At 36.3% G+C, this 20,430-nt stretch carries 13 protein-coding genes, 2 pseudogenes and 1 riboswitch; of the genes and pseudogenes, 8 read left to right on the top strand and 7 right to left on the bottom strand.

Features of this window, described 5'->3' with window-relative positions; genetic code table 11:
* Positions 1-149: 149 nt before the first annotated feature.
* Positions 150-932 (bottom strand): 3-methyl-2-oxobutanoate hydroxymethyltransferase, encoded by a 783-nt coding sequence (gene panB / locus H1P_RS13675; RefSeq protein WP_144868003.1) that lies wholly within the window; start codon positions 930-932, stop codon positions 150-152.
* A 582-nt stretch (positions 933-1,514) separates the two neighbouring features.
* Here panB and H1P_RS13670 point away from each other — a divergent pair.
* On the top strand, positions 1,515-2,111 hold the full coding sequence (locus tag H1P_RS13670) for a PH domain-containing protein (RefSeq protein ID WP_144868000.1): 597 nt from the start codon (positions 1,515-1,517) through the stop codon (positions 2,109-2,111).
* A 12-nt stretch (positions 2,112-2,123) separates the two neighbouring features.
* Here the strand turns inward: H1P_RS13670 and trmFO are convergent, their stop codons facing one another.
* Positions 2,124-3,494, bottom strand: coding sequence for an FADH(2)-oxidizing methylenetetrahydrofolate--tRNA-(uracil(54)-C(5))-methyltransferase TrmFO (gene trmFO / locus H1P_RS13665; RefSeq protein WP_144867998.1), 1,371 nt, complete (start codon positions 3,492-3,494; stop codon positions 2,124-2,126).
* Between the two features lie 223 nt (positions 3,495-3,717).
* Between trmFO and H1P_RS13660 the strand changes: the two genes are divergently transcribed.
* Entirely contained in the window at positions 3,718-5,589 is a 1,872-nt protein-coding gene (locus H1P_RS13660) for an ankyrin repeat domain-containing protein (RefSeq protein ID WP_186375957.1), read from the top strand.
* A 66-nt stretch (positions 5,590-5,655) separates the two neighbouring features.
* Here the strand turns inward: H1P_RS13660 and H1P_RS13655 are convergent, their stop codons facing one another.
* The 3 genes from H1P_RS13655 to H1P_RS13645 form a co-directional block, all read right to left on the bottom strand.
* Positions 5,656-8,283, bottom strand: coding sequence for a PD-(D/E)XK nuclease family protein (locus tag H1P_RS13655; RefSeq protein ID WP_144867994.1), 2,628 nt, complete (start codon positions 8,281-8,283; stop codon positions 5,656-5,658).
* 230 nt (positions 8,284-8,513) lie between these two features.
* Entirely contained in the window at positions 8,514-9,860 is a 1,347-nt protein-coding gene (locus tag H1P_RS13650) for a DUF2330 domain-containing protein (RefSeq protein WP_144867992.1), read from the bottom strand.
* A gap of 58 nt (positions 9,861-9,918) precedes the next feature.
* A complete protein-coding gene (locus tag H1P_RS13645) occupies positions 9,919-10,794 on the bottom strand; it encodes an RnfABCDGE type electron transport complex subunit D (protein WP_246141679.1) in 876 nt (291 codons plus the stop codon).
* A gap of 413 nt (positions 10,795-11,207) precedes the next feature.
* On the opposite strand from H1P_RS13645, the gene H1P_RS13640 reads away from it, so the two are divergent.
* The gene (locus tag H1P_RS13640; protein WP_144867990.1) at positions 11,208-12,056 is read left to right on the top strand and encodes a universal stress protein; all 849 of its coding nucleotides are present in this window, start codon (positions 11,208-11,210) and stop codon (positions 12,054-12,056) included.
* Between the two features lie 91 nt (positions 12,057-12,147).
* Positions 12,148-12,456, top strand: a pseudogene (locus H1P_RS13635) (metal ABC transporter permease); the annotation flags it as partial.
* A 28-nt stretch (positions 12,457-12,484) separates the two neighbouring features.
* Here H1P_RS13635 and H1P_RS13630 read toward each other — a convergent pair.
* Both H1P_RS13630 and H1P_RS13625 read right to left on the bottom strand, forming a co-directional pair.
* Positions 12,485-12,922, bottom strand: a complete 438-nt coding sequence (locus H1P_RS13630) for a type II toxin-antitoxin system death-on-curing family toxin (RefSeq protein WP_144867988.1) — start codon at positions 12,920-12,922, stop codon at positions 12,485-12,487.
* A gap of 3 nt (positions 12,923-12,925) precedes the next feature.
* Positions 12,926-14,089: a hypothetical protein gene (locus H1P_RS13625; RefSeq protein WP_144867986.1), complete on the bottom strand. Its 1,164-nt coding sequence runs from the start codon at positions 14,087-14,089 to the stop codon at positions 12,926-12,928.
* A gap of 324 nt (positions 14,090-14,413) precedes the next feature.
* Positions 14,414-14,565, top strand: a riboswitch (cobalamin riboswitch).
* Here H1P_RS13625 and H1P_RS39820 point away from each other — a divergent pair.
* From H1P_RS39820 to H1P_RS13605, 4 genes and pseudogenes are all read left to right on the top strand, one after another.
* Positions 14,527-14,646 (top strand): annotated as a pseudogene (locus tag H1P_RS39820) (hypothetical protein); the annotation flags it as partial. It overlaps the preceding riboswitch by 39 nt.
* 357 nt (positions 14,647-15,003) lie before the next feature.
* Positions 15,004-16,419 carry a hypothetical protein gene (locus H1P_RS13615; protein ID WP_144867984.1) on the top strand — a complete coding sequence of 472 codons (1,416 nt, stop codon included), beginning with the start codon at positions 15,004-15,006 and terminating at the stop codon, positions 16,417-16,419.
* Positions 16,420-17,513: 1,094 nt separating this feature from the next.
* Positions 17,514-18,596 carry a DUF2235 domain-containing protein gene (locus tag H1P_RS13610; RefSeq protein ID WP_144867982.1) on the top strand — a complete coding sequence of 361 codons (1,083 nt, stop codon included), beginning with the start codon at positions 17,514-17,516 and terminating at the stop codon, positions 18,594-18,596.
* A gap of 319 nt (positions 18,597-18,915) precedes the next feature.
* Positions 18,916-19,902, top strand: coding sequence for a methyltransferase domain-containing protein (locus H1P_RS13605; RefSeq protein WP_144867980.1), 987 nt, complete (start codon positions 18,916-18,918; stop codon positions 19,900-19,902).
* Positions 19,903-20,430 lie beyond the last annotated feature (528 nt).

Below are 20,430 nucleotides of genomic sequence, written 5' to 3'. Positions count from 1 at the left end.
AGTGGTTAGTTGTTAGTAGTAGTAGTAGTTGGTAGTTAGTGGTTGGTTGTTATTTGTTCGTTACTAACTGCTATTTGTTGCTTACTTCATAATTCATCCTTCATAATTCATCCTTCATAATTCATCCTTCATAATTCATCCCTCATCCTTCATCCCTTATCAGGAAACTTCCCTTGTTGTACGTCTTGGGTGAATTCTTGCACCGTGTTAGTAATAATCTCTTGAAGATTTACATAAGCTTTAGCGAAAGGAGGAATTCTGTCTGATAAGCCTAATAAATCGGTGGTGACTAATACTTGACCGTCACATTTTATCCCAGCACCAATACCAATGGTAGGGATAGGGACAGTAGCAGTAATAGTCGCAGCTAAATCATCTGGTATATGTTCTAAGATGATGGCAAATGCACCCGCTTCAGCTAAAGCTACTGCTTCGTTAAGAATTCTGTCTGCTTCTTGGGGGGTTTTTCCTTGTTGCTTGTAACCTAAAATATTCACTGATTGGGGAGTTAAACCAACATGACCCATTACAGGGATACCTATGAGGGTTAATTCTCGCACCATACTAATGATACGGGGATGTCCTCCTTCTAATTTAATTGCAGTTACTCCTGTTTCTTTAACAATTCTTCCTGCACTATGAATTGCTTGGGAAATACTTTCTTGATAACTGAGAAAAGGTAAATCACAGACAGTTAAGGCTCTTTTAACTCCCCGACGCACTGCGGTTGCATGATGAATCATTTGGTCTAGAGTTACAGGAAGAGTAGAGTTATGCCCTAAAGCTACCATTGCTAAAGAATCCCCTACCAGAATCATATCGACTCCTGCATCATCTAATACCCGCGCCAAACTATAATCCCATGCGGTGAGGGAAATAATTGAGCGTCTTTGTTGTTTCCATTTAATTAACTGTTGTATGGTAACTGCCATTGAGATTGTGATAAAACTACAGTTCTATTGTAAAAATTTTTGCTTGGGTGTTGTGGGCAATTTTATAAGCTATACTTTAGGTTTTTTCGTACCATTTAACGAAATGGGCGGAACTCCCCAACCTCGCGCAGCAGGTTGTGGGATGGATAGCCCCGCGACGCAGGAGCGTTAATAAACTAGTTAATAAACAATTCATGAACTCTTTATATATCAAGGGTTGTAAGCGTTGTACAATCTTCATAAGATAAAGCGGTATTAATGGGCGTGATTAGTCGCTGTCTACGAACTCCCCGCTATTGCTAAAGGCTAAGACAGCTATCTCAATCGAGATAAACAATGTTCGGATACTGAATAACGTAGGTGTCCATAGATAAAAATAGAACGTTGTAACCAAAAATCTATAACCGCACGGTGCTGGCGGTTCTGCCTGTGGAGGCACAGTAAGACCAAGATCGAGCTTGCTTGATGGAGGCATGAGCCTATGAAGCGGGAAGCTCTGAGGACGAATAAAACCGTCCCTGAATTGACCGAGGAGAAGAGATTCTCCAATCCTCGCGAAGCAGGTTGGAGTAGTTCAAAAGAATTGCTTCTGATGCTTTAGGACTGAGCGATATTGGAATTATTGTGAAGCCCCAAGATTATGACCAAGTAGAATCTGATGATTTTATCCTGCAAGAAGAAAAAGAAAAAATCTTTTTTTTAATTAAATCCAAGACAGACGAATATTGTTTTACTAATAAAGCTCTGATTCACGTTGACGGAAAATCTGCGGTAAGTAAAAAACGGACTTTAAAACGTTTAGATTACAAAAAATACTCTATTCAAAACGTGATTTTAGAAACGGCAGGGACTATCGATCTTGACATTGAAATTAAATTTGCCATTGGCTCTTATCAGTATTCTATAGATGTTCATAAAAAACACCTAGAAGAATTAAAAGATTTGTATAAGGCTTTAATCAAAATAAGTTCTATTCAAGAAACAAATGCTCAATATCTTAAATACGCCCAAAGCAGTTTAGAAATAACTTCCAAATCGGTTAATCGTTCTTCAGGTTCTAACACACTCGAACAAGAATTCAAAACCATCAATGAGTATACCTTTAAATGGCTTACTCACTTTCATGAAACTTATAATACTCAAGATTTTACTTCAGTTTTTGAAACATTTATTAAATAACATAATAGAGGATTAATTCACCGCAGCTAGAGAAGACTGATACAGAGTATCTTGCCAATTAGCCAAGTCTGTTAAAGAGCGATCGCGATATTTGCCGTATCTTTCTCTTTTACCACGAATTTTAGTCTCTAATTGGGGAATAATCCCAAAATTGGGGGGCATGGGTTGGAAATGCTTGGGAGAAGCAGAACTGATGAACTCAAACAGCGCGCCCATCATAGTAGTTTCAGGAAGAGTAAGAGTTGATTTACCCAAGGCGACTCTTGCTGCATTTGTACCAGCTAACCAACCACCCGCAGCAGCAGCAGTATAACCTTCTGTTCCTACTAACTGTCCCGCAGCGAGTAAAGTAGAACGATTTTTAAATTGCAGGGAAGGTTGTAAAAGTTCGGGAGAGTTGATAAAGGTATTGCGGTGCATCACTCCCATACGAACAAATTCTGCATTTTCTAAACCAGGAATTAAGCGAAAGACTCGTTTTTGTTCTCCCCAACGCAGATTAGTTTGAAAACCTACCATGTTCCAGAGTTGTCCTGCTTTGTCTTCTTGGCGTAGTTGCACCACTGCGTAAGGACGTTTTACTTGATTTTCGGGGGCGCGAAAGTCTCCTAACCTTGCATCAAAAAGCCCTACAGGTTTTAAAGGGCCATAACGCATGGTATCCTCGCCTCGTTGTGCCAATTCTTCTATGGGGAGACAGCCTTCAAAGAATTTTGAGGTTTCGCGGTCAAAATCTTTTAATTCCGCTTGTTCTGCTTGACAAATTTCACTATAAAACTTGAGATACTGTTCCTGATTCATCGGACAGTTGAGATATGCAGCTTCTCCTCTGTCGTAACGGGATGCAAGGAAAGCAATATCTTTATTAATTGACTCTCCTACAATAATCGGGCTAGCAGCATCAAAGAAACTCATATATTCCATCCCCGTAAACCTCTGCAAGTCTGCGGTTAGTTGAGGGCTGGTTAAAGGACCTGTGGTTAGAACCACTACTCCTTCTGTGGGAATTTCTGTAACCTCTTCTCGGCGAAAATCTACTAAAGGATGATTAGCCAGAGTTGATGTCAGTTCGTGACTAAAGACACCTCTATCTACCGCTAACGCTCCTCCTGCGGGTACAGAATGTTTATCCGCAGTACCAATAATAACTGAACCAAGACGGCGTAATTCTTCGTGTAATAATCCAGCAGCGCGGTCTGTAGCCATCGCACCAAAAGAGTTACTACAAACTAATTCCGCTAATTCTTCACTATGATGGGCTGGAGATGTTTTTACAGGGCGCATTTCGTACAGGGTTACAGGTACTCCTGCTTGGGCAATTTGCCAGGCTGCTTCTGTTCCTGCTAAACCACCACCGATTACAGTTACTCTTTCTTGGGTCAAGTTAGGGTACTCCTTGTTATTATTTGGTCTTAGTTTATTTTAGTGGTTAGAAGAGAAGTTCCAACAAAATTTCTATGGAGTGATGAGTTCTGAAAGTTTCTTATAGTGCCAGGGAATAATAATTATAGTTATATTTTTAGCTTGAATTAATATGATTAAAGTTTCACAAATCAAAAGTTATATATTTAGTATTTTTTGGACTTGTTCCATAATTACTTTATTTTTGGTTGGAGTATTATGGACATTTGTGTATAGTATATTTGGGTTTGTAACTTCTCCTTTTATTTATAGCCAGCAAAAAGAAATACATTCAGCAATTCTTCGACGAGACATTAATAGAGTTAAAAAATATTTAGAACAAGGTGGAGATATTAATGCTGTAGCAGCAGAAAGAATGACAGGATTACATTTAGCTGTAAAACTTAAAAATTATGAAATTGCAGATTTTTTGCTATCTAGAGGCGCGGAAGTAAATGTTAAGGATAAATATAATGTAACTCCACTTCATACCGCAGTTACCAACAAAGATTCCCGTCTGACTAATTTACTAATTGATTATGGTGCGGTAACTGATATTTTTATCACTACTTTGCAAGGAAATATTGAGGCATTACAAAACTATCTTCAAGTAGGGGGAAATCCTAATATTACTACTGGTAAATCTCGACAAACCTTACTAGAATTATCAATCAAAGCTCATTCTTTGGCAATGGTGAAATGTCTTTTAGATAAAGGAGCAGAAATAACTAAAATAAATGCTCGCGGTTTCACTCCATTATATATAGCAGCCAGTGAAGGACAGTACTCAATTTCTAAATTGTTAATAGATCGAGGTGCAAAAGTTAACACGATATGCGATCGACATACAGCACTTTACCAAGCAGCAAGAAGTGGAAATCAAAACTTAGTTGAATTGTTACTTAATAGTGGCGCAAAAATAAATATACCAACTTGTCATGTTCTACATAAAGCTGTAGATAAAGATAACATTGAAATCGTAGAATTATTAATTAATCGTGGAGCTAAAATCAATAGCCGTGATGGATTTCCTTTTAGGGAAACTCCTTTACATCTTGCTATCAAAAAAGGAAATATTAATTTAGTTGAATTATTACTATCAAAAGGAGCGGATGCTAATCTAAAAACTTTTTTTCCTCCTATGACGGCAATTCAAATGGCAACTCAATATCCTGAAATAGTTAAATTATTAAAGAATTATGGTGCAACTGTAGATTTTGCTGTATTCAATGCAGCTTCTAAAGGAGATTTTGAGGTAATTAAAGAATATATAAATGAAGGGGGGAACGTCAATGCTACTTATCAACAGGAAACTACATTATTACATTTTGCAGCTAGTAGAGGTCATAACGATATAGTTCAATTACTGATAGATAATGGCGCAAATGTTAATGCAAAAAATCAACAAGAAGTAACCCCTTTATTATATGCTGCTCAATATGCTACTGTATCCAAAAATCAAAGTACCGCAGCTTTATTAATTGTTCATGGTGCAATCGTAGATATTCAATCAGCAGCATTATTAAAAAATATCGATGCAGTAAGAGGTTATTTAGAACAAGGAGGAAACCCTAACGCTAAAATCAAGGGGAGAATGACTTTATTGCAAATGGCTGTAATGAGTGGTGAATTAGAAATGGTACAGCTATTACTAGATAAGGGAGTTAAAATTGTTCCCAGAAAAAGTTTTAATTTGTTAGTTACTGCTTTACAAAGAGGGCATATCGAAATTTTCAAATTGTTAGTGGATTATGGAGCAAAAGTTAATAGCGGTTTTTTCTTTTCTCAAATAATTGGCTTTTCTTTATTGAACATAGCGGTAACATCTGGGAACATTGAATTAGTTCAGTTATTAATTGACAATGGGGCAAACATCAATAAAGCAGGCTGGTTTATTAATAGTATGACTCCTTTACATCTTGCTGCTCAACTTGGATATTTAGAAGTAGCAGAGTTACTACTTAATAATGGAGCTAATGTTAATGCAAAAACTCGTTTTTCTGGATTTACTCCTTTGCAACTCAGTCGTGATTTAGCAATAAAAATATTACTGAAAAAATATGGTGCTAAGGGATAGAGCAGTAATAGATAAATTGTAAGCTACCGCGTGAGTTATCCTAATTTGTAATTAATAATTCATCCCTCATCCTTTATTTTTACGACAAACTAAATCGAACTGACAGTAATTACAGGCTTTAAATTGAATATCTGGCTCAACAGGATAATTACCTTCTGTTAAGTGTTGTTTTACCTTTTCTGCAAATTGCTCTAAATCTTCGGGATTAGTTTTATTGCGTCTGATGGGTTTACATTTACTGAGGGAATAATATACTGCATCAATATTTTCTTGGGGATATTCTTGCGCCATTGCATCGATATATAAAGGGATTTGGATATCTATTGTTGCTTTACCAGATCGATCTTTAATTCCTACTGGAGGACTGCTACTACTTTTGTAATCGATAACTTTGATTCCTGTAGAAGTACGGTCTAATCTATCGATTGTGCCTTTAATATTTAAGCCATGCCATTGTGTTGCAAATTCTTTTTCTCTAGCAATAATTTCACTATCGATCGGTAGAAAATTTGGAGTGTTTAAATTGATCGATAATAGGTTAAGCACTTCTTGCTTTTGAGTCATCCAAGATGGGATATCTGGTATGTGTAAATTAGTTTCTGCTTCTTGAAAGGCTTGTTGTAGTTGTTGCCAATTAAATTTTTCTAAATCGGCTGCGGTGTTAATTTTAGAGAGGCATAATTCAAGACATTGATGATAAAGGCTACCTCTAGTATTATTTTCTAAGATTAATTTTGTTTCTGCTATTTCCTGTAGTTTTAGTAACTTGCTAGCAAACCATTTAAAGGGACATTGCCCAATTTGAGTTAATTGAGAAGCACTGAAAGTAAATTTTTGAGGGTCGAGAGTAATCCCCACTAAACCGTTATATTCATTAGTAATTTTATCTTCTCTATTTTGCTCTATTTGCCATTTTTGACGAATTAAGGTTAATAAATTATCTGGTATATTGCCTTGACGCAGATATATTGTTCTAGCTTCTTCAATGCTTGTAATATATTTTTTTTCTACTGGTACGGGTAGCAGATTTAAATCCGCTAAATAAGGACTAGGATATGTAGGTTGTCTATCTATTACTTGGGGAGAAGAAAAGCTAATTTGTTTGGTGGGTATTTGTAGCAGAAAATAAAAAGCTAATGCCTCTTTTTGCATTATCTTAACTATAGTGTTAATGTTAATATTTTCTTGAGATAGTTGCTTGCGATCGCAATATCCCAATACTAAATCATCACTAATAGCAGTAGGAAATATGTTCTCTGCCATTCCTAAGACAAAAACATACTGATATTTACTGCCAAATAAAGATAAAGGTGAATGTAATTCTACTCCTCCTCTTCCTGGTTGAATGGGTATGGTTAAGCTAGTTAAAAGTTCTTGAATTTCGGTAATAATAGTTTCTCTGGTAATAACTTTATTAGTGGTTAATAAGAGTTCTTGCAAAGCTTCTTGGAATTTATAATAAGCTACAATTTCTTTTGCCCATGGTTTAACTTTTTGCGGTATATTAAAGGTTTCCATGATGTGTTGCCAAATTTGTAACCAGCGATCGCTTTTGGCTTTTATGGGTAGCTGAAGCAAAGATAGATCGATTCCTATTGTTTGCCAGTCTTTGATAGTTTGAGGATGAGCGATTCTTGCTTTAGCCCAAGTTTCAGAATTGAGTTGTTTTACTAAAGGATGAAATAACAGTTTAATTACGGCTTCAAAAGATAGTTTATCTGAAGAGTTGATTGTAATAATAATTTCTAAGAGAATCTGTAACCAAGCACCAATACGAGTGGTTAATAAAGAAACATCATAAAATGCTCTTAAGGGTACATCATATTCCCAAGCAATATCTAATAAAGTATCACCATATAACTGTTCATCTTTGGTTACAAGAACAATATTATGAGGACTAATACCTCGATCTAAGAGTAATTTAACTTGAGTTAATACTCCTCTTACTTCTGCTTCTAGATTAGGATAATGATTTAATAGAACTTCCGATGAGGAAAGAGAAAGATTGGTAGTGGAAGAGAGCTTATTTTGTTGATTTAGATAGTATTGTTGTAATTCCTCACCAAGAGTTTTATCTCTTGATTTTTGAATAAATTGCCATCCTTGAGTTTTTAGCCAGTCAATACTATTTTGATTGTTACTAAAAATTTTGTCTTCTTCACAGGGTAAAACTAACAGGCTATTATTACCGGATAAAGTATTAATAAAAGCTAACCGATCTAGATTAGGAGCAAAATAACCATAAAATAAATAACTTTTTTTATCTTGACAATGTTTTGTAGCTTGCCAAAATAGTTCACTACGATCTATACAATTAATTTTCTTTAGTTGTTCTTGGTAACAGATAGTAACTCTAGCTAAAATACTAACTCTAGTAATCGAATGTTCTTGTAAAGCTAATAAATCAATTCCACTACTTAACAACTCTTGTATTATTGGTGTCCAAAGAGCAGTAACTCCTAATATATCTTTAACCTTTAATATTTCAGCTATGGCATTTTGTAAAGTACGACGAGCTAATAAAACAGAAGCAATTCTTAAGCCTTTTTTCTTGACTATGGTTTCTGCTACACTTTCTAGTGTACGATGAAATGTTTTAATGCTTCGTGCAATGGCTTTTGTGGGAGTTAAAACTAATTCATAAGAACTAACAGATAAAGTGTCGGGAATATTATTAACAACAATTCTATTCATTGCAGAGCATTCATTACTGTTTATAATCTCTTCGCAATATAGCAAATATCCGATCTAAAGCATCTATAAAATTGTAAGGTGGGCAATGCCCACCCTACTACCTATGATATTTCTTGACTTTTTAAAATCGGATTTAGTAAGGCGATGCACTGTCCGCCCTACCTATAGTATTTCTTAACTTTTTAAAATCGGATTTAGGATTACTCAAATTGGACGAGATTTAGTTACTATCAGTTCCATAGAGTACGCCACCAAGGAGTTGTTGCTGCATTAGCATCTACAAAATCAATTTTGCTGCGAATTTCTTCAATATTCCAGCCAGTTAAATTAGCCAGGTTTTGGGCTTCTTGTTCCTGTCTATTAGAAACAGCTTGAGGATAGTCACTTTGGCAACTAATCTCACCACGAAAAGGATGACGAATCACATAACGTCCTTGAAATAATTGACGATTTCCTGTTTCGTGAAAACGTAAATCTTCGGGGAATTGCCCGCGATTGTAACGAACATGGAGGCGAGTAATAAAAACATTAGAAGTTGGCATTATCATTCTATTATTAGGAGATGTTGTAGATGTCTCATTAAGCCAAAATACTCCCGCTTGTTTTAATTCTTCTGGGTTTAAAGGTTCAGCAGAACAAGGATCGCAACTAGCCATATCCCAAGCATATTCTAAGAAAGCAACTTTTTTATTTTCTTTCTGGTATGTTTTCTGAAACATAGTTGTGTAAAAGTCTTTAAATTCTTGTTGTACAAATTCAGGAATATCAAGATTAGAAGGAATATTGACAGTGCGATAATTAGTTAACTCTATTTGACCTTTAGGTGATAATAAGTAAACAATTAAATCTTGATCGCCTTGAGCGTTTGCCATTCCTAAACGAATTGGTAACATAAACTTAGGAGATTCATAGGCGATCGCAATTGGTCTTAATTTCTGATATTCTCGATCGTTATATTCTTCTAAATTAACTTTTGCTACAAAGAATTTAAGGTTTTGTTTGATGTAGGGTTGCAATAATTCCCTAGCACCCGCAGGTATTTTATAACCATTTTGTATCAGCCAAGTTTCTAAACCATCAGATTCTTTGGCACTGAGAATTACAATGTCATATTCTCCTACTGTAAATTGTTCTTCTACAGTGACACCTAGATTATTTTGTCTCGTTCTTCGAGACTTTGAGTCTTGGGATGCTGGTGCAGATTCCAAAACAGTATCTCTTTCAAATAAACGAACTTCACAAGGATCGGGATCGAAATATTCTACTAATCTCGGTGCGCTAAAAGCGTCTAGTCTTTCGATTATTTTTGCTTCCCCTACATTAACCTGTTCTTCTTTTAAAATAACTGGTACGGGTACAACCATCGCAAAGTCTTTAACTTCTCCTTGATAGTCATTGGACATAGTTAAAACTGTTCTTTGTCCATCCCGTGCAATAATCACTTGAGATGCTTGATTATAAAGACTACTATCAGCTTTCGCCACGTAAAAACCACAAAAAGCTAATACTGGTTGGATATTAAATATCAATACTGCTATTGATAAACAAGATGCCAATAAAATACGTAATAATTTCATTTTTTTCAATTAATAATTAACAATCACAAACTTGAGGGCGATTGGCCAATCGCCCCTACTACCAATTAATTAATGGTTTTGTCCACATAAACCGAGGTGCAGACCAAACCAAATCCAATAAAATAGTTAGAGGCGAAATAATAAATAATGCCCAGAAAATTGCGGTAGTAATGTAGAAATAATCCTGTAAAATGACTGTAGTAAAAGCGATCGCAATTGCCCAGAAAATCCGCCCCATAGTAGCATTAGGAATCGATCGCGGATCGGTTAACATAAACAGAGCAAACAATAATAAACTACCGCTAGATAGTTGGTGTAACCAGACATCCCAACTCCAACCCAACCACAGATTACGCATCGCTTCTAAACCAGCGTAAACCAGTAAAAATGCCACAGAAGTATCCCAACGACCCACTTTTTTTAAAATCACTCCCCCCATTCCCGCAAAGAGAAGTAAATACCACCAATCAGTCCCCCATTGACCAGGAGATACCCAAGCATCATTGGTTAACAGCAAAGCGGAGATAATGCCAAAATTAGCAGGGTTAAAAAAGTGTTTACTACGATAACGAAACAAAAATTTACTTGCGATCGCTAAAAAACCTGCTAGCATCATGGTTTGATAGCTATTACCCCGCAACAATAAACACAAGCCTAAAGCAGTAATCAAAGCACTGCGTAGAGAATTTAATACTTTCGCACTGGTAAGACTATTGATAACAATCTGAGTCCCATTACCCGAAAAATCATAAATATCCCTTTTTTTCTGTGCTTCCACCACAGCACTTAATATCCACTGGGTTACCAAACAGCTAAGAGCAATTGCAGCTATTAGAAATGGCTGTATAGTCCAGTCTCTTGTAAATAAACCGATAAACAAAAAGCAAGATAAAAAAACAATCTGATAATCTCGCCGATTTTTCAAAATAATCATATTTTTGCTGATATATAGTTGTTAGTTGGTCCCGTCAAGCGGGATAATATAGTTAATTGTTACAGTCTTCCTTGTCCTTCTCGTTTCCCTTGTCTCCTAATTTCTCACTCCTTATAATTCATCCTTCATCGTTCTCTATTCTGTCCTTATCTTTTAAAAAAACCAGGTGATGTTACAGTTCTTGAAACGAAACATTTTCTCCTCTTTACTCCTGACTTATATACGGGCGAACGGTGGTTCGCAGACAACACTGACTCCTGTAGAGACGCGAAATAAGAGGTCTTTACAACTCAGTGACTTCTTCTTTCAAATCATTAAGATTCTTGCTTCGCAGTAGCTAACGGATAACCCATTAGCAGTAATCTAAAAATAGAACCAAATATTGTTTAAGACTCCATAAGATAAGTAAAAAAATGCTGAAAAAGATTTTGTATGCCGACTCTGGCGCAGACAATGCTCAAGATTTACTTAAATTCTTACTAGAACTTCCTGCTTTAAAAGGTGCTGATTTATCTATCTTACGAGTTGTCTCTCCTAAAACAACAGAAGAAGAAAGCGAAGTTAAAAGTAACGCAGAAACGAAAATCAGCGAATTAGTTTCTAAATTGGGTATTGCCGAAGATCGGGTAACATCAATGGTGGAAGAAGGAGAACCTAAAACTACAGTCATCAAAGTTGCTAAAGAAAGTAACACGGACTTGATTATTATGGGTTCGCGAGGTTTAGGAAAACTGCAATCATTTCTCAGTAACTCTGTAAGTCAGTACGTCTTTCAATTAACCGAACGTTCTATGTTGCTGGTAAAAGACGATATCTATGTCAAAAGAATTAAACGCGTTATGGTTGCAATAGATAAGTCTGCTGCTGCACAATATGCTTTAGATGTAGCTTTATCGATGTTCCAAGGCGACAAAGATGCAGAGATCTATTTAACTAGGGTTAATCCCGATCTCAAACCAGGTTTAGAAATCTCTCAAGAAGATATTGATAACAACCCCATCTTAAGTGCTGCTGCTGCCAAAGTTAAAAGTAGAGGTCTAGCTTATAAGTGCATTCTTTCAGGAGGAAGACCCGCACAAAAGATTTGTGCTTTAGCAGAAGACTATAACATTGACTTTATGGTATTGGGTTCTCCCGAACGCCGTCCTTCTGTGGCGAAAAATTTACCCGATCTAGATCGTTTATTGGGTAGTTCTTTGTCTGACTATATAAGAGTGAAAGCAGAATGTCCTGTTTTATTAGCTAGACAAGAAGAAGCCTAGTTAATTGTTAGTAGTTGAAACATTTTCAACCCTGACAGAAATCAATAAGTCCCCCAAGTTTGGGGGATAAGATATCTAAATTTATTTTTAAATTACTGCTTTGCAAACAGCAGGTATTATTATGGTCATTGCTATACTAGTAACACCAGGATCGACAGCCTATTTATTGACCGAGCGCTTTGACCGTATGCTAGGCATTTCTATCGCTACCAGTGTCTTCTCTTGTGTGATGGGAACTTATCTTAGCTACCATTTTGATGTCTCTACAGGGGGCGCGATTGTGGTGTTTTTGACGGTGTTGTTTATGGTAGCAATGGTCTTTGCACCTAAATACGGTATTTTGGCTCAGAGTTTCCGCAGCCAACAACCAATTTTAGATGGGAAGCAAGGTAAAGGTTAGTTAGAACAGTTTTGCGAACGCTTTATTCTTAAAACCCAATTGCTGTGGCGATTTTTAATTTCAATTCTTCGCTATAGTATTCCTCATAAATCAACGATTCGATAATTTCAGAAAGTAATTCTTTGTTTATTCTCTTTTGCGCTAACCAAACGATAATATTTTCCATTTCTCTCACAAAATCAAACACTACATAATCGTAGCCATTAAGCTCTAAAAAGAAGCAACCCAATACAATACTCAAACGTTTGCTATCTTCGATAATTTCTTGAGATTCATTAATTGCACATACCAACTGAGTTAGCTTATGTTTGAATTCGGGATAGTCGCCATCGTTTTTAATTTGCTGGAGTATGCTGTCTAAGCCATCTTGTTCTTTCATCTCACAAACATAACCAGCTTTATCGATAATCCAATTATGTAATTCAATCGCTTTTGCTAGCTCGATATAAACAATTTTATTATTCATAATTTAGCGGTCTTGTAATCTTTGAAATACAGCTAATATTTCTGGCTTCACTAATTTCTCTTTTACAGATTTACTTTTTGCTTCGATAAATTCATCTAAATCTATTTCTGAAATAGTTTTATAATGAGCTTCTAACTTCTTACTTAAAGTATCTTTAAATGCTGTTTTGGAACAAAAATCAAAGTAATCAATAATAGCTAGTTGAGTTCTAGCTTCTTTGAGGAAAGGCTTGCAATCTAAATCGTGTTCTGAATTAGCAACTATCTCATCTAATTCTTGACGAGTAATTTTTCTGTTTTTATGTTCGGAAACAGATTGCATTTTTTCTGCTATTTTTTTTTCAACACTGATAATAGCTTGAAGGACTTCAAAATGTAAGCCCTTATATAGTCTACTTCCAAGAAAAGGCTGATACAAGGAGGTTTTTCGTTCGCGTTCTTTTCGTTCAAGATAAGAAGAACTGGTATATTCTGCTAAAGCATTCTTATAGTTAGAATATTTTGTGCCAAAAAATAACTTATACACTTCATCATAGTGAGAAATAAATGCACTATATTTGTTAATGTTTCTTCTGAGTGAATTGGTACTGGTAATATTGATGTCTTCTAGTTCGAGATATTTTTTGACAGCATCTAGTAAATTTATAGGGTAAATAATAGCCATGTAGGATATATCAGGACGACAACTTTCTATAGTCCAATTTAGATATTTAACTTGACCATCTTCTTTTTCTGCAACTACATCGATAACAATATCTAATATGCGATTTCTAATTAATCTAGCGTGTTCGCTCTCAGATAATAACATCACGATATTTAACCAAGCCTTGAAAGAGAATAATTCCAATACTAAAGTTTCATTTTTTTGTTCTTTATTATCTATCTTGGTATTTGGATTTATAGATAAAATTTCTTCTAGCTTTTGACCATCAATAATTATATAACCGTTAGCTTTTAACTCTTGTGTGTAAGTTGCAATATATCGATCGATGGTTGTTATATCTATATCCAAAAATCTTGCTAAATAATTTTTTGTTGCAAAAAAATTATCTTGTAATCTAACTTCACCAATACGTATATTGAAATATTTTTCTATTTTCTGAATAGTATAAGGGTCGTTAATAATTTTCTGGCGATCGCTATAGGAATTAGTTAAATTTTTAGCCATAAGACAAAATATTCTACTCAATCTTGTATAACTTACTAATATTATTTTTATCCTAGCTATTTTGCAATCTTTGAAATACAGACAGTATTTCTGGTTTTGCTAATTTCTCTTTTAATGAAACACCAAATAAAGTTTAAAATGCGCTCGCAATACCAATTAATAACTATAGTTAATGTAACTGTAGGTGATTTATTTGAGTTGGGGGTGTCTTTGCAAAGTTCAGCTGACCCTCGCTTATAAGTATCGAGGTTTATAAAATGCAATAACAGGCAAACAAAAGCAGCAAAATAATTTTCTTGCCTCAATAAATCCAATTAACGTGATGATTAAATTTTAGGTAATCGCTTCTAGTGGGGAGTATTTGCTAGAAGTAATGGGGAAAGTTTGGTGAAAACCCAACGCTGTCCCGCAACTGTGATGAGATTATTTCTGATTAAATCTCTAAGTCAGATGCTAATGATAAACTCACATTTATTTTTAACCAGCTTGCGCCTCTAGAATCTGCACCCGATTTATTAAAATTTGTCGAACAATATGTTAAATCGCCTAATGGCAAAGTTCCCTACAGAGAAAGAGCTACCACGATCGAGCAAGCTACCGCCTTCATCTTACCGCCTCTGCCTAATTCGTAATAATTGAGATGTATGGCACGATCTCCTACCAAAATTTTGTTCTATTCCTTGTATGTCTAATCATTGAAACAACGAGTACTACATAGAGACTTAGTCTAAAATTTTACCTTATTTTTGCTACGCTGATTATTCAATTCCTGCTCAATGGAAACGATTTAAAGAGGATAGATAGTAAAATTAACAATCTCTGCCATACCCGATTTATACTTCAAAAAAGTTGAGAAAGCTGGAGTTTTAGACGAAGATTATTACATTCGTGTTTTTTATCAAGGAGAAATTTTCATGATGGCAACACAACTAACTAATATGGGTTGGGAGAAGGACTCAATTGTTTTAGGTAGATGGACTAATCAGAGAGACATTGTAGAAGACTTAGTTAACGGGATTGAAGTTGCTGATAATGTAGAAGCTAACACCTTGAGGGGTTATGACTTCATTCACGGTCAAGTTAGTAGCGGAACAGGTCTTCTTAACGAGGGCACAATCATCACAGGGGTAGGTAAGGACAGAATTATTGGTACTGTTACAGTCGAAGGAAACGGGTCTGGCAACAGTGGTATCTCTAGTATTTTTGCCAGCACTGATATGGGGTCTGGCAACGATCGGATTAACGGCATTGTTACGGTAGAAGGAAACGGGAACGATAACAACGGCTTCGCTAATGGTTTTTTCGGCATTGATACAGGCGATGGTGATGACAAAATTACTGGCACTGTTACTGTAGAAGGAGACGGGAACGGCAACAGAAGTTTTGCCAACGGTGACGGCGCGATGATTACAGGGGATGGCAATGACCATATTAAAGGTGCTGTTACAGTTAGAGGAAACGGAGACGGAAACTCTTTTGCTTCCTTTAGCGAAGCTCGTATCGATGCAGGCGATGGTGATGACAAAATTACTGGCACTGTTACGGTAGAAGGAAACGGGAACGATAACAACGGTATTTCTCTTGATTTCTTCGGCACTATTGAGATGGGAGTTGGTGACGACACAATTAAAAGTGTTGTTGAAATAGCAGGAAACGGGAACGATAATACTGGTATTTCTATGGATGGTGTCTTCAGCACTATCGATATGGGAGCTGGCTATGACACCATTACCAGTGTTGTTGAAGTAGCAGGAAACGGGAACGATAACGCTGGTATCCTCATCAATGAAGAAACAGGCACCAGCACTATCAACACTGGCGATGGGCAAGACGAAATTGACGGTTCTGCCTCTATCATTGGTTCTGGGGACTTCAACCGAGGCATTGATAACAAAGGTTCTATTGATACTGGAGCAGGCAAAGACAAAATTTATGGTTCTGTCTCAGTCACAGGAGATGGCGAGTCAAACTTCGGCATCTTCAACCAAGGTACTATCGACATGGGGAATGACGTTGACGTTGTCCAAGGAATGGGGGTCGATGCCTTTAGCGGATTTGCTGGTGGAGGCGAGATTTTGTTAGGTAATGACAATGACAAGATTATTGGCTTCGGCGAGCAAAAGGTTGATGGTGGAATTGGTCAGAAGGATACTGCTGAATTTCAGTTTGATTTAGACGACTCGATTACTTTAGGCAGCATTGCATCAAACGCTATCGACATCACAGCCAATGGAGCCACCATGTCATTTACCAACGTGGAGCAATTTGTATTCACTAACAAATCTAAAACCCTCAATGAGCTAATTGGTTTAGCATCAGTAAATAAATAAGTTTTTTACTTGACTGTTATGATTGGTCGTGTAGCAAAAATGTTGAAACAGTTAGATTTCTCTATCGACTTGTGAAGACAGAGATTTCAATATATTTTCAGTTGTTGTGAATCGAGAATTATTATTTCAGTTTAGTTTCATTTAATGTGGGCTTCATAACGCCGTTATTGCGGGTCGAAGCGTTTATTATTAGAGTTGATGTCCCTATTGCCAGGGAACACCTCTCTTTCAGAACGTAGCATAAGGCTCCTAGCTGTCGAGTAGAGAGGCGTATGTAGTCATACCCTCCCCCTCACAGCTTACAAGGGTAGTAGAGGAAGAACTTAGGAGAATAGAAGGAATAATGTGTAGCGTCAATTCTTGTATTTAAGATAACCCAAAAAGCGATCGTCTCATCTCCCGAACTGGTAATACTAGACGAACAAATTGTCCTCTATAGATCGACGGTTATACTAAACGGATTTAGTATTAGAAGCTTATAAAGCTAATCTGCATAGGGGTCAGGCTGAGGTTAAATCACAGTTGTTGGAAGAGATTTTAAGTTTGGTGTTGGAGTACGAAGCAGCCGTTAAGGAAGATAAATATTCGCTTATTGAATCTCAGTTGGCTAGTCACCAGGTATAGCAATAGATCAATAGATTATGAAAATTGATTATCGATTTGGTAATGGCTCGATTAGCTTCTTCTAGCTCTTGTTAATGAGGAGGAGAGATTGAATAGTCAGTTAGTGCAGTATCATAATTCTCAATGGTAAATAATTAAAAAAATTTTAGAGATGTACATAAAATTATTACTAAATACGTTCTAAGATAGTCGTTATTTCTAACTAAAATTTGTTGGAATAAAAAAATATTTCTCAGTTGTAGTGTTAATTTATAAATTAACACTACAAAATTTTCATAAGTGATTTAAGAATGCTATATTTCTAAATTTAATTATCGCTCATATACTAAATGCCAAACCTAGTAAACTTTTCAGGCTTTCTTGCTACTTAAATTTTCTTGTGTAAGACAAAATAACTTCAAAAAAACTCTGCATAAACATCAACATTGATTCCTAAGTTGTGAGTAAGAAAATGTTATTGGAATACCATTATGAAACGTTTAATAGTTTGTTGCGATGGAACTTGGCAAAAGTTATCCAGTGATTATCCGACTAATGTAGTTAAAATTACTCAAGCGATTAAACTCTTGGCTGAAGATAAAACACAACAAATTGTGTTTTACGATGAGGGAATAGGCACAAGAGACCGAGATAAAGTTGACAAAATATTTGGTGGAGTTACAGGGTGGGGAATCGACCAAAACATTCAAGATGCATACCGTTTTTTGTGCTTGAACTATAACGAAGGGGATGAAATTTATCTGTATGGTTTCAGCCGAGGAGCTTATACAGTTCGCAGTTTAGCAGGATTAATTTATTGCTCAGGTTTGCTTCATCGTCATAAAATTCGGCTAGCACCCAAAGCCTATCAACTTTATCGAAAACAAACAAAACCAGAAGATATTAGTATTCCTAACACAGAAGAAGCAATCAATTTTCGTCGAGAAAATAGCGTTCATGCTCCCATCACTTTTCTTGGCTGTTGGGATACAGTAGGTGCTTTAGGAATTCCCGACCAAATTTCTTGGCTTTCTGTAGATAAGCAGTTTAATCAAAAGTACCAGTTTCACGACACTTCTCTCAGTCCCATTATTCAACACGCTCGTCATGCAGTAGCCATTGATGAAATTAGAAAAGTCTTTGATTTTACGCCAATGACTAAAAGCTCTAAAAATGACGACCAAAACCTTCTTCAAATGTGGTTTCCAGGAGAACATGGTTGCGTTGGCGGTGGCACAAATGAACAGAGTGGGTTATCTGATAGCGCACTACAGTGGATGATTGATGAAAGTAAAGCCCTGGGATTAGAGTTTGATGAAAGTAAAGTTATCGATGGTATTAATCCCGACCCAACTATTTCTTTTAAGAATACTCCTAAACTTATTTTTGCCCTAGCTAAACATAATTTCAGGAAAGTCGATGTGGCTAATTTACATCCAAGTGTAATTGAAAGGTGGTCTAAGGTAGATGATTACCGTCCTGCAAATTTAGCGATGTATAAAGCTCAACTAGATATGCAACGGGAAATTTATCTAGCTCAACATCGAGGCGAAAATTTTGCCAGTGCTGCCTAAAGTATAAACTTTTTTTTACGATCGCTTTTTGAACAATATTTAGGCATAAATGAAATACTAATTGAAGAAGTTGTACTATGTTTGCGTATTACAGGGGTAGATCGGAAAGAAGATATTTTTTCCCTTTGCCCCAATTTAATTTTAATTATTAATTATTTAGGAGAAAATATTACTTTATGCTACTTATAAGTAGCTGTTATATGACAAAGTTTTGTACTCATTAGATCGCTATCTGGAAAATCTATAAGTATGTTGCAACACTACGAACCTTGCTATATTAAAAAATAAAAATGTTAACAAATAATAAATTCCTTTCTTAATGAATCTATTTTACTTCTTTGGGCTTCCCCTAATAGTGCTAAGCATCGCTATTGCGGTTTATTTATTAACCGCCCGTCGTTATCAATCATCTGAATCTGTAGCCAATTCTTACGACGAATGGACAGAAGACGGTATTTTAGAATTTTACTGGGGCGAACACATTCACTTGGGTCACTATGGTTCACCACCAAAGAGCAAAGACTTTTTACAAGCTAAATCTGATTTTGTGCATGAGATGGTCAAATGGGGTGGTTTAGATAATTTACCTCGCGAGACGACTGTGTTGGATGTCGGTTGTGGTATCGGGGGAAGTAGCCGTATTTTGGCAAAAGATTATGGATTTGATGTCACAGGGGTTACTATTAGCCCTCAACAAGTAAAACGCGCTCAGGAATTAACCCCCGAAGGAGTTAATGCTAAATTTCTCGTAGATGATGCTATGAAACTATCTTTTGCTGACGCTAGTTTTGATGTGGTTTGGTCAGTTGAAGCGGGACCCCATATGCCAGATAAAGCCGTTTTTGCTCAAGAGTTAATGCGAGTCTTAAAACCTGGTGGTTTACTGGTGGTAGCAGATTGGAATCAAAGAGACGATCGTCAAAAGCCTCTTAATTTTTGGGAAAAACCTGTAATGCGCCAATTATTAGACCAGTGGTCACATCCTGAATTTTCCAGTATCGAAGGCTTTTCCGAGCTGTTGGTGGAAACAGGATTTGTTGCAGGAGAAGTAACCACCACAGATTGGTCTCAAGAGACTCTGCCTTCTTGGATTGATTCTATTTGGCAAGGAATAGTTAAACCAAAGGGATTGATTATTTTTGGCGTGTCTGGTTTTATTAAATCTCTGCGAGAAGTACCTACTTTATTATTGATGCGGTTGGCATTTGGTACAGGTCTTTGTCGATTTGGGATGTTCCGCGCTGTTAGGGCTAATTCTGTATCACCCTCCGCAGAAGCAATTTCCCAAGAAACGGTTTCACACTAAATCAGAGCATCTTGAGACGCTTTTGAGAATTTTCCTTCCCACAACTTTCTTACGGTGAGAACGAATGGGGTCACCGTCATTTTGGACAAGGAAACAGGAACTACACTAAGTCTTGCTTCGCTAACTGTTTGCCCCAGAACATCCGATCTTTAAAAGGATACAAAACGGGGCAAATCATTGTAGGAAGAACTGCTCTGAGTGCGATCGCTTTTGTTTCGCACGAGTTCGATAGGTAGAAAATTAGATAGTTTGGCAGCAGTATAAAGGGAGAAAGGTCAATTTTTCGCTCTTACTACTAATCATTTTTCGCTTTATCCACTAAAACCATTCAGAAAAATCTTTCGTCAAACTTGCGTTAAATAAATAGCTGCATTGATCCGCCAAAAGTCTATTGATTAAATCCCACCTTCCGCACGTCAAAATGTAATACTTAGGAATTCAGGAACATTAAGCAGTTAATCCTTAAGAAATTCAGCCAAAATAATTGTTTTCGATATGGTTCGGAAATAATATGCTTAGAATGTAAAT

Origin of the sequence: Hyella patelloides LEGE 07179 (genome assembly GCF_900659865.1) — a bacterium.
In the GTDB taxonomy this organism is placed as follows: domain Bacteria; phylum Cyanobacteriota; class Cyanobacteriia; order Cyanobacteriales; family Xenococcaceae; genus Hyella; species Hyella patelloides.
The sequence above is the reverse complement of the archived record's forward strand: the minus strand, read 5'-3'. Positions and strand labels throughout refer to the sequence as shown.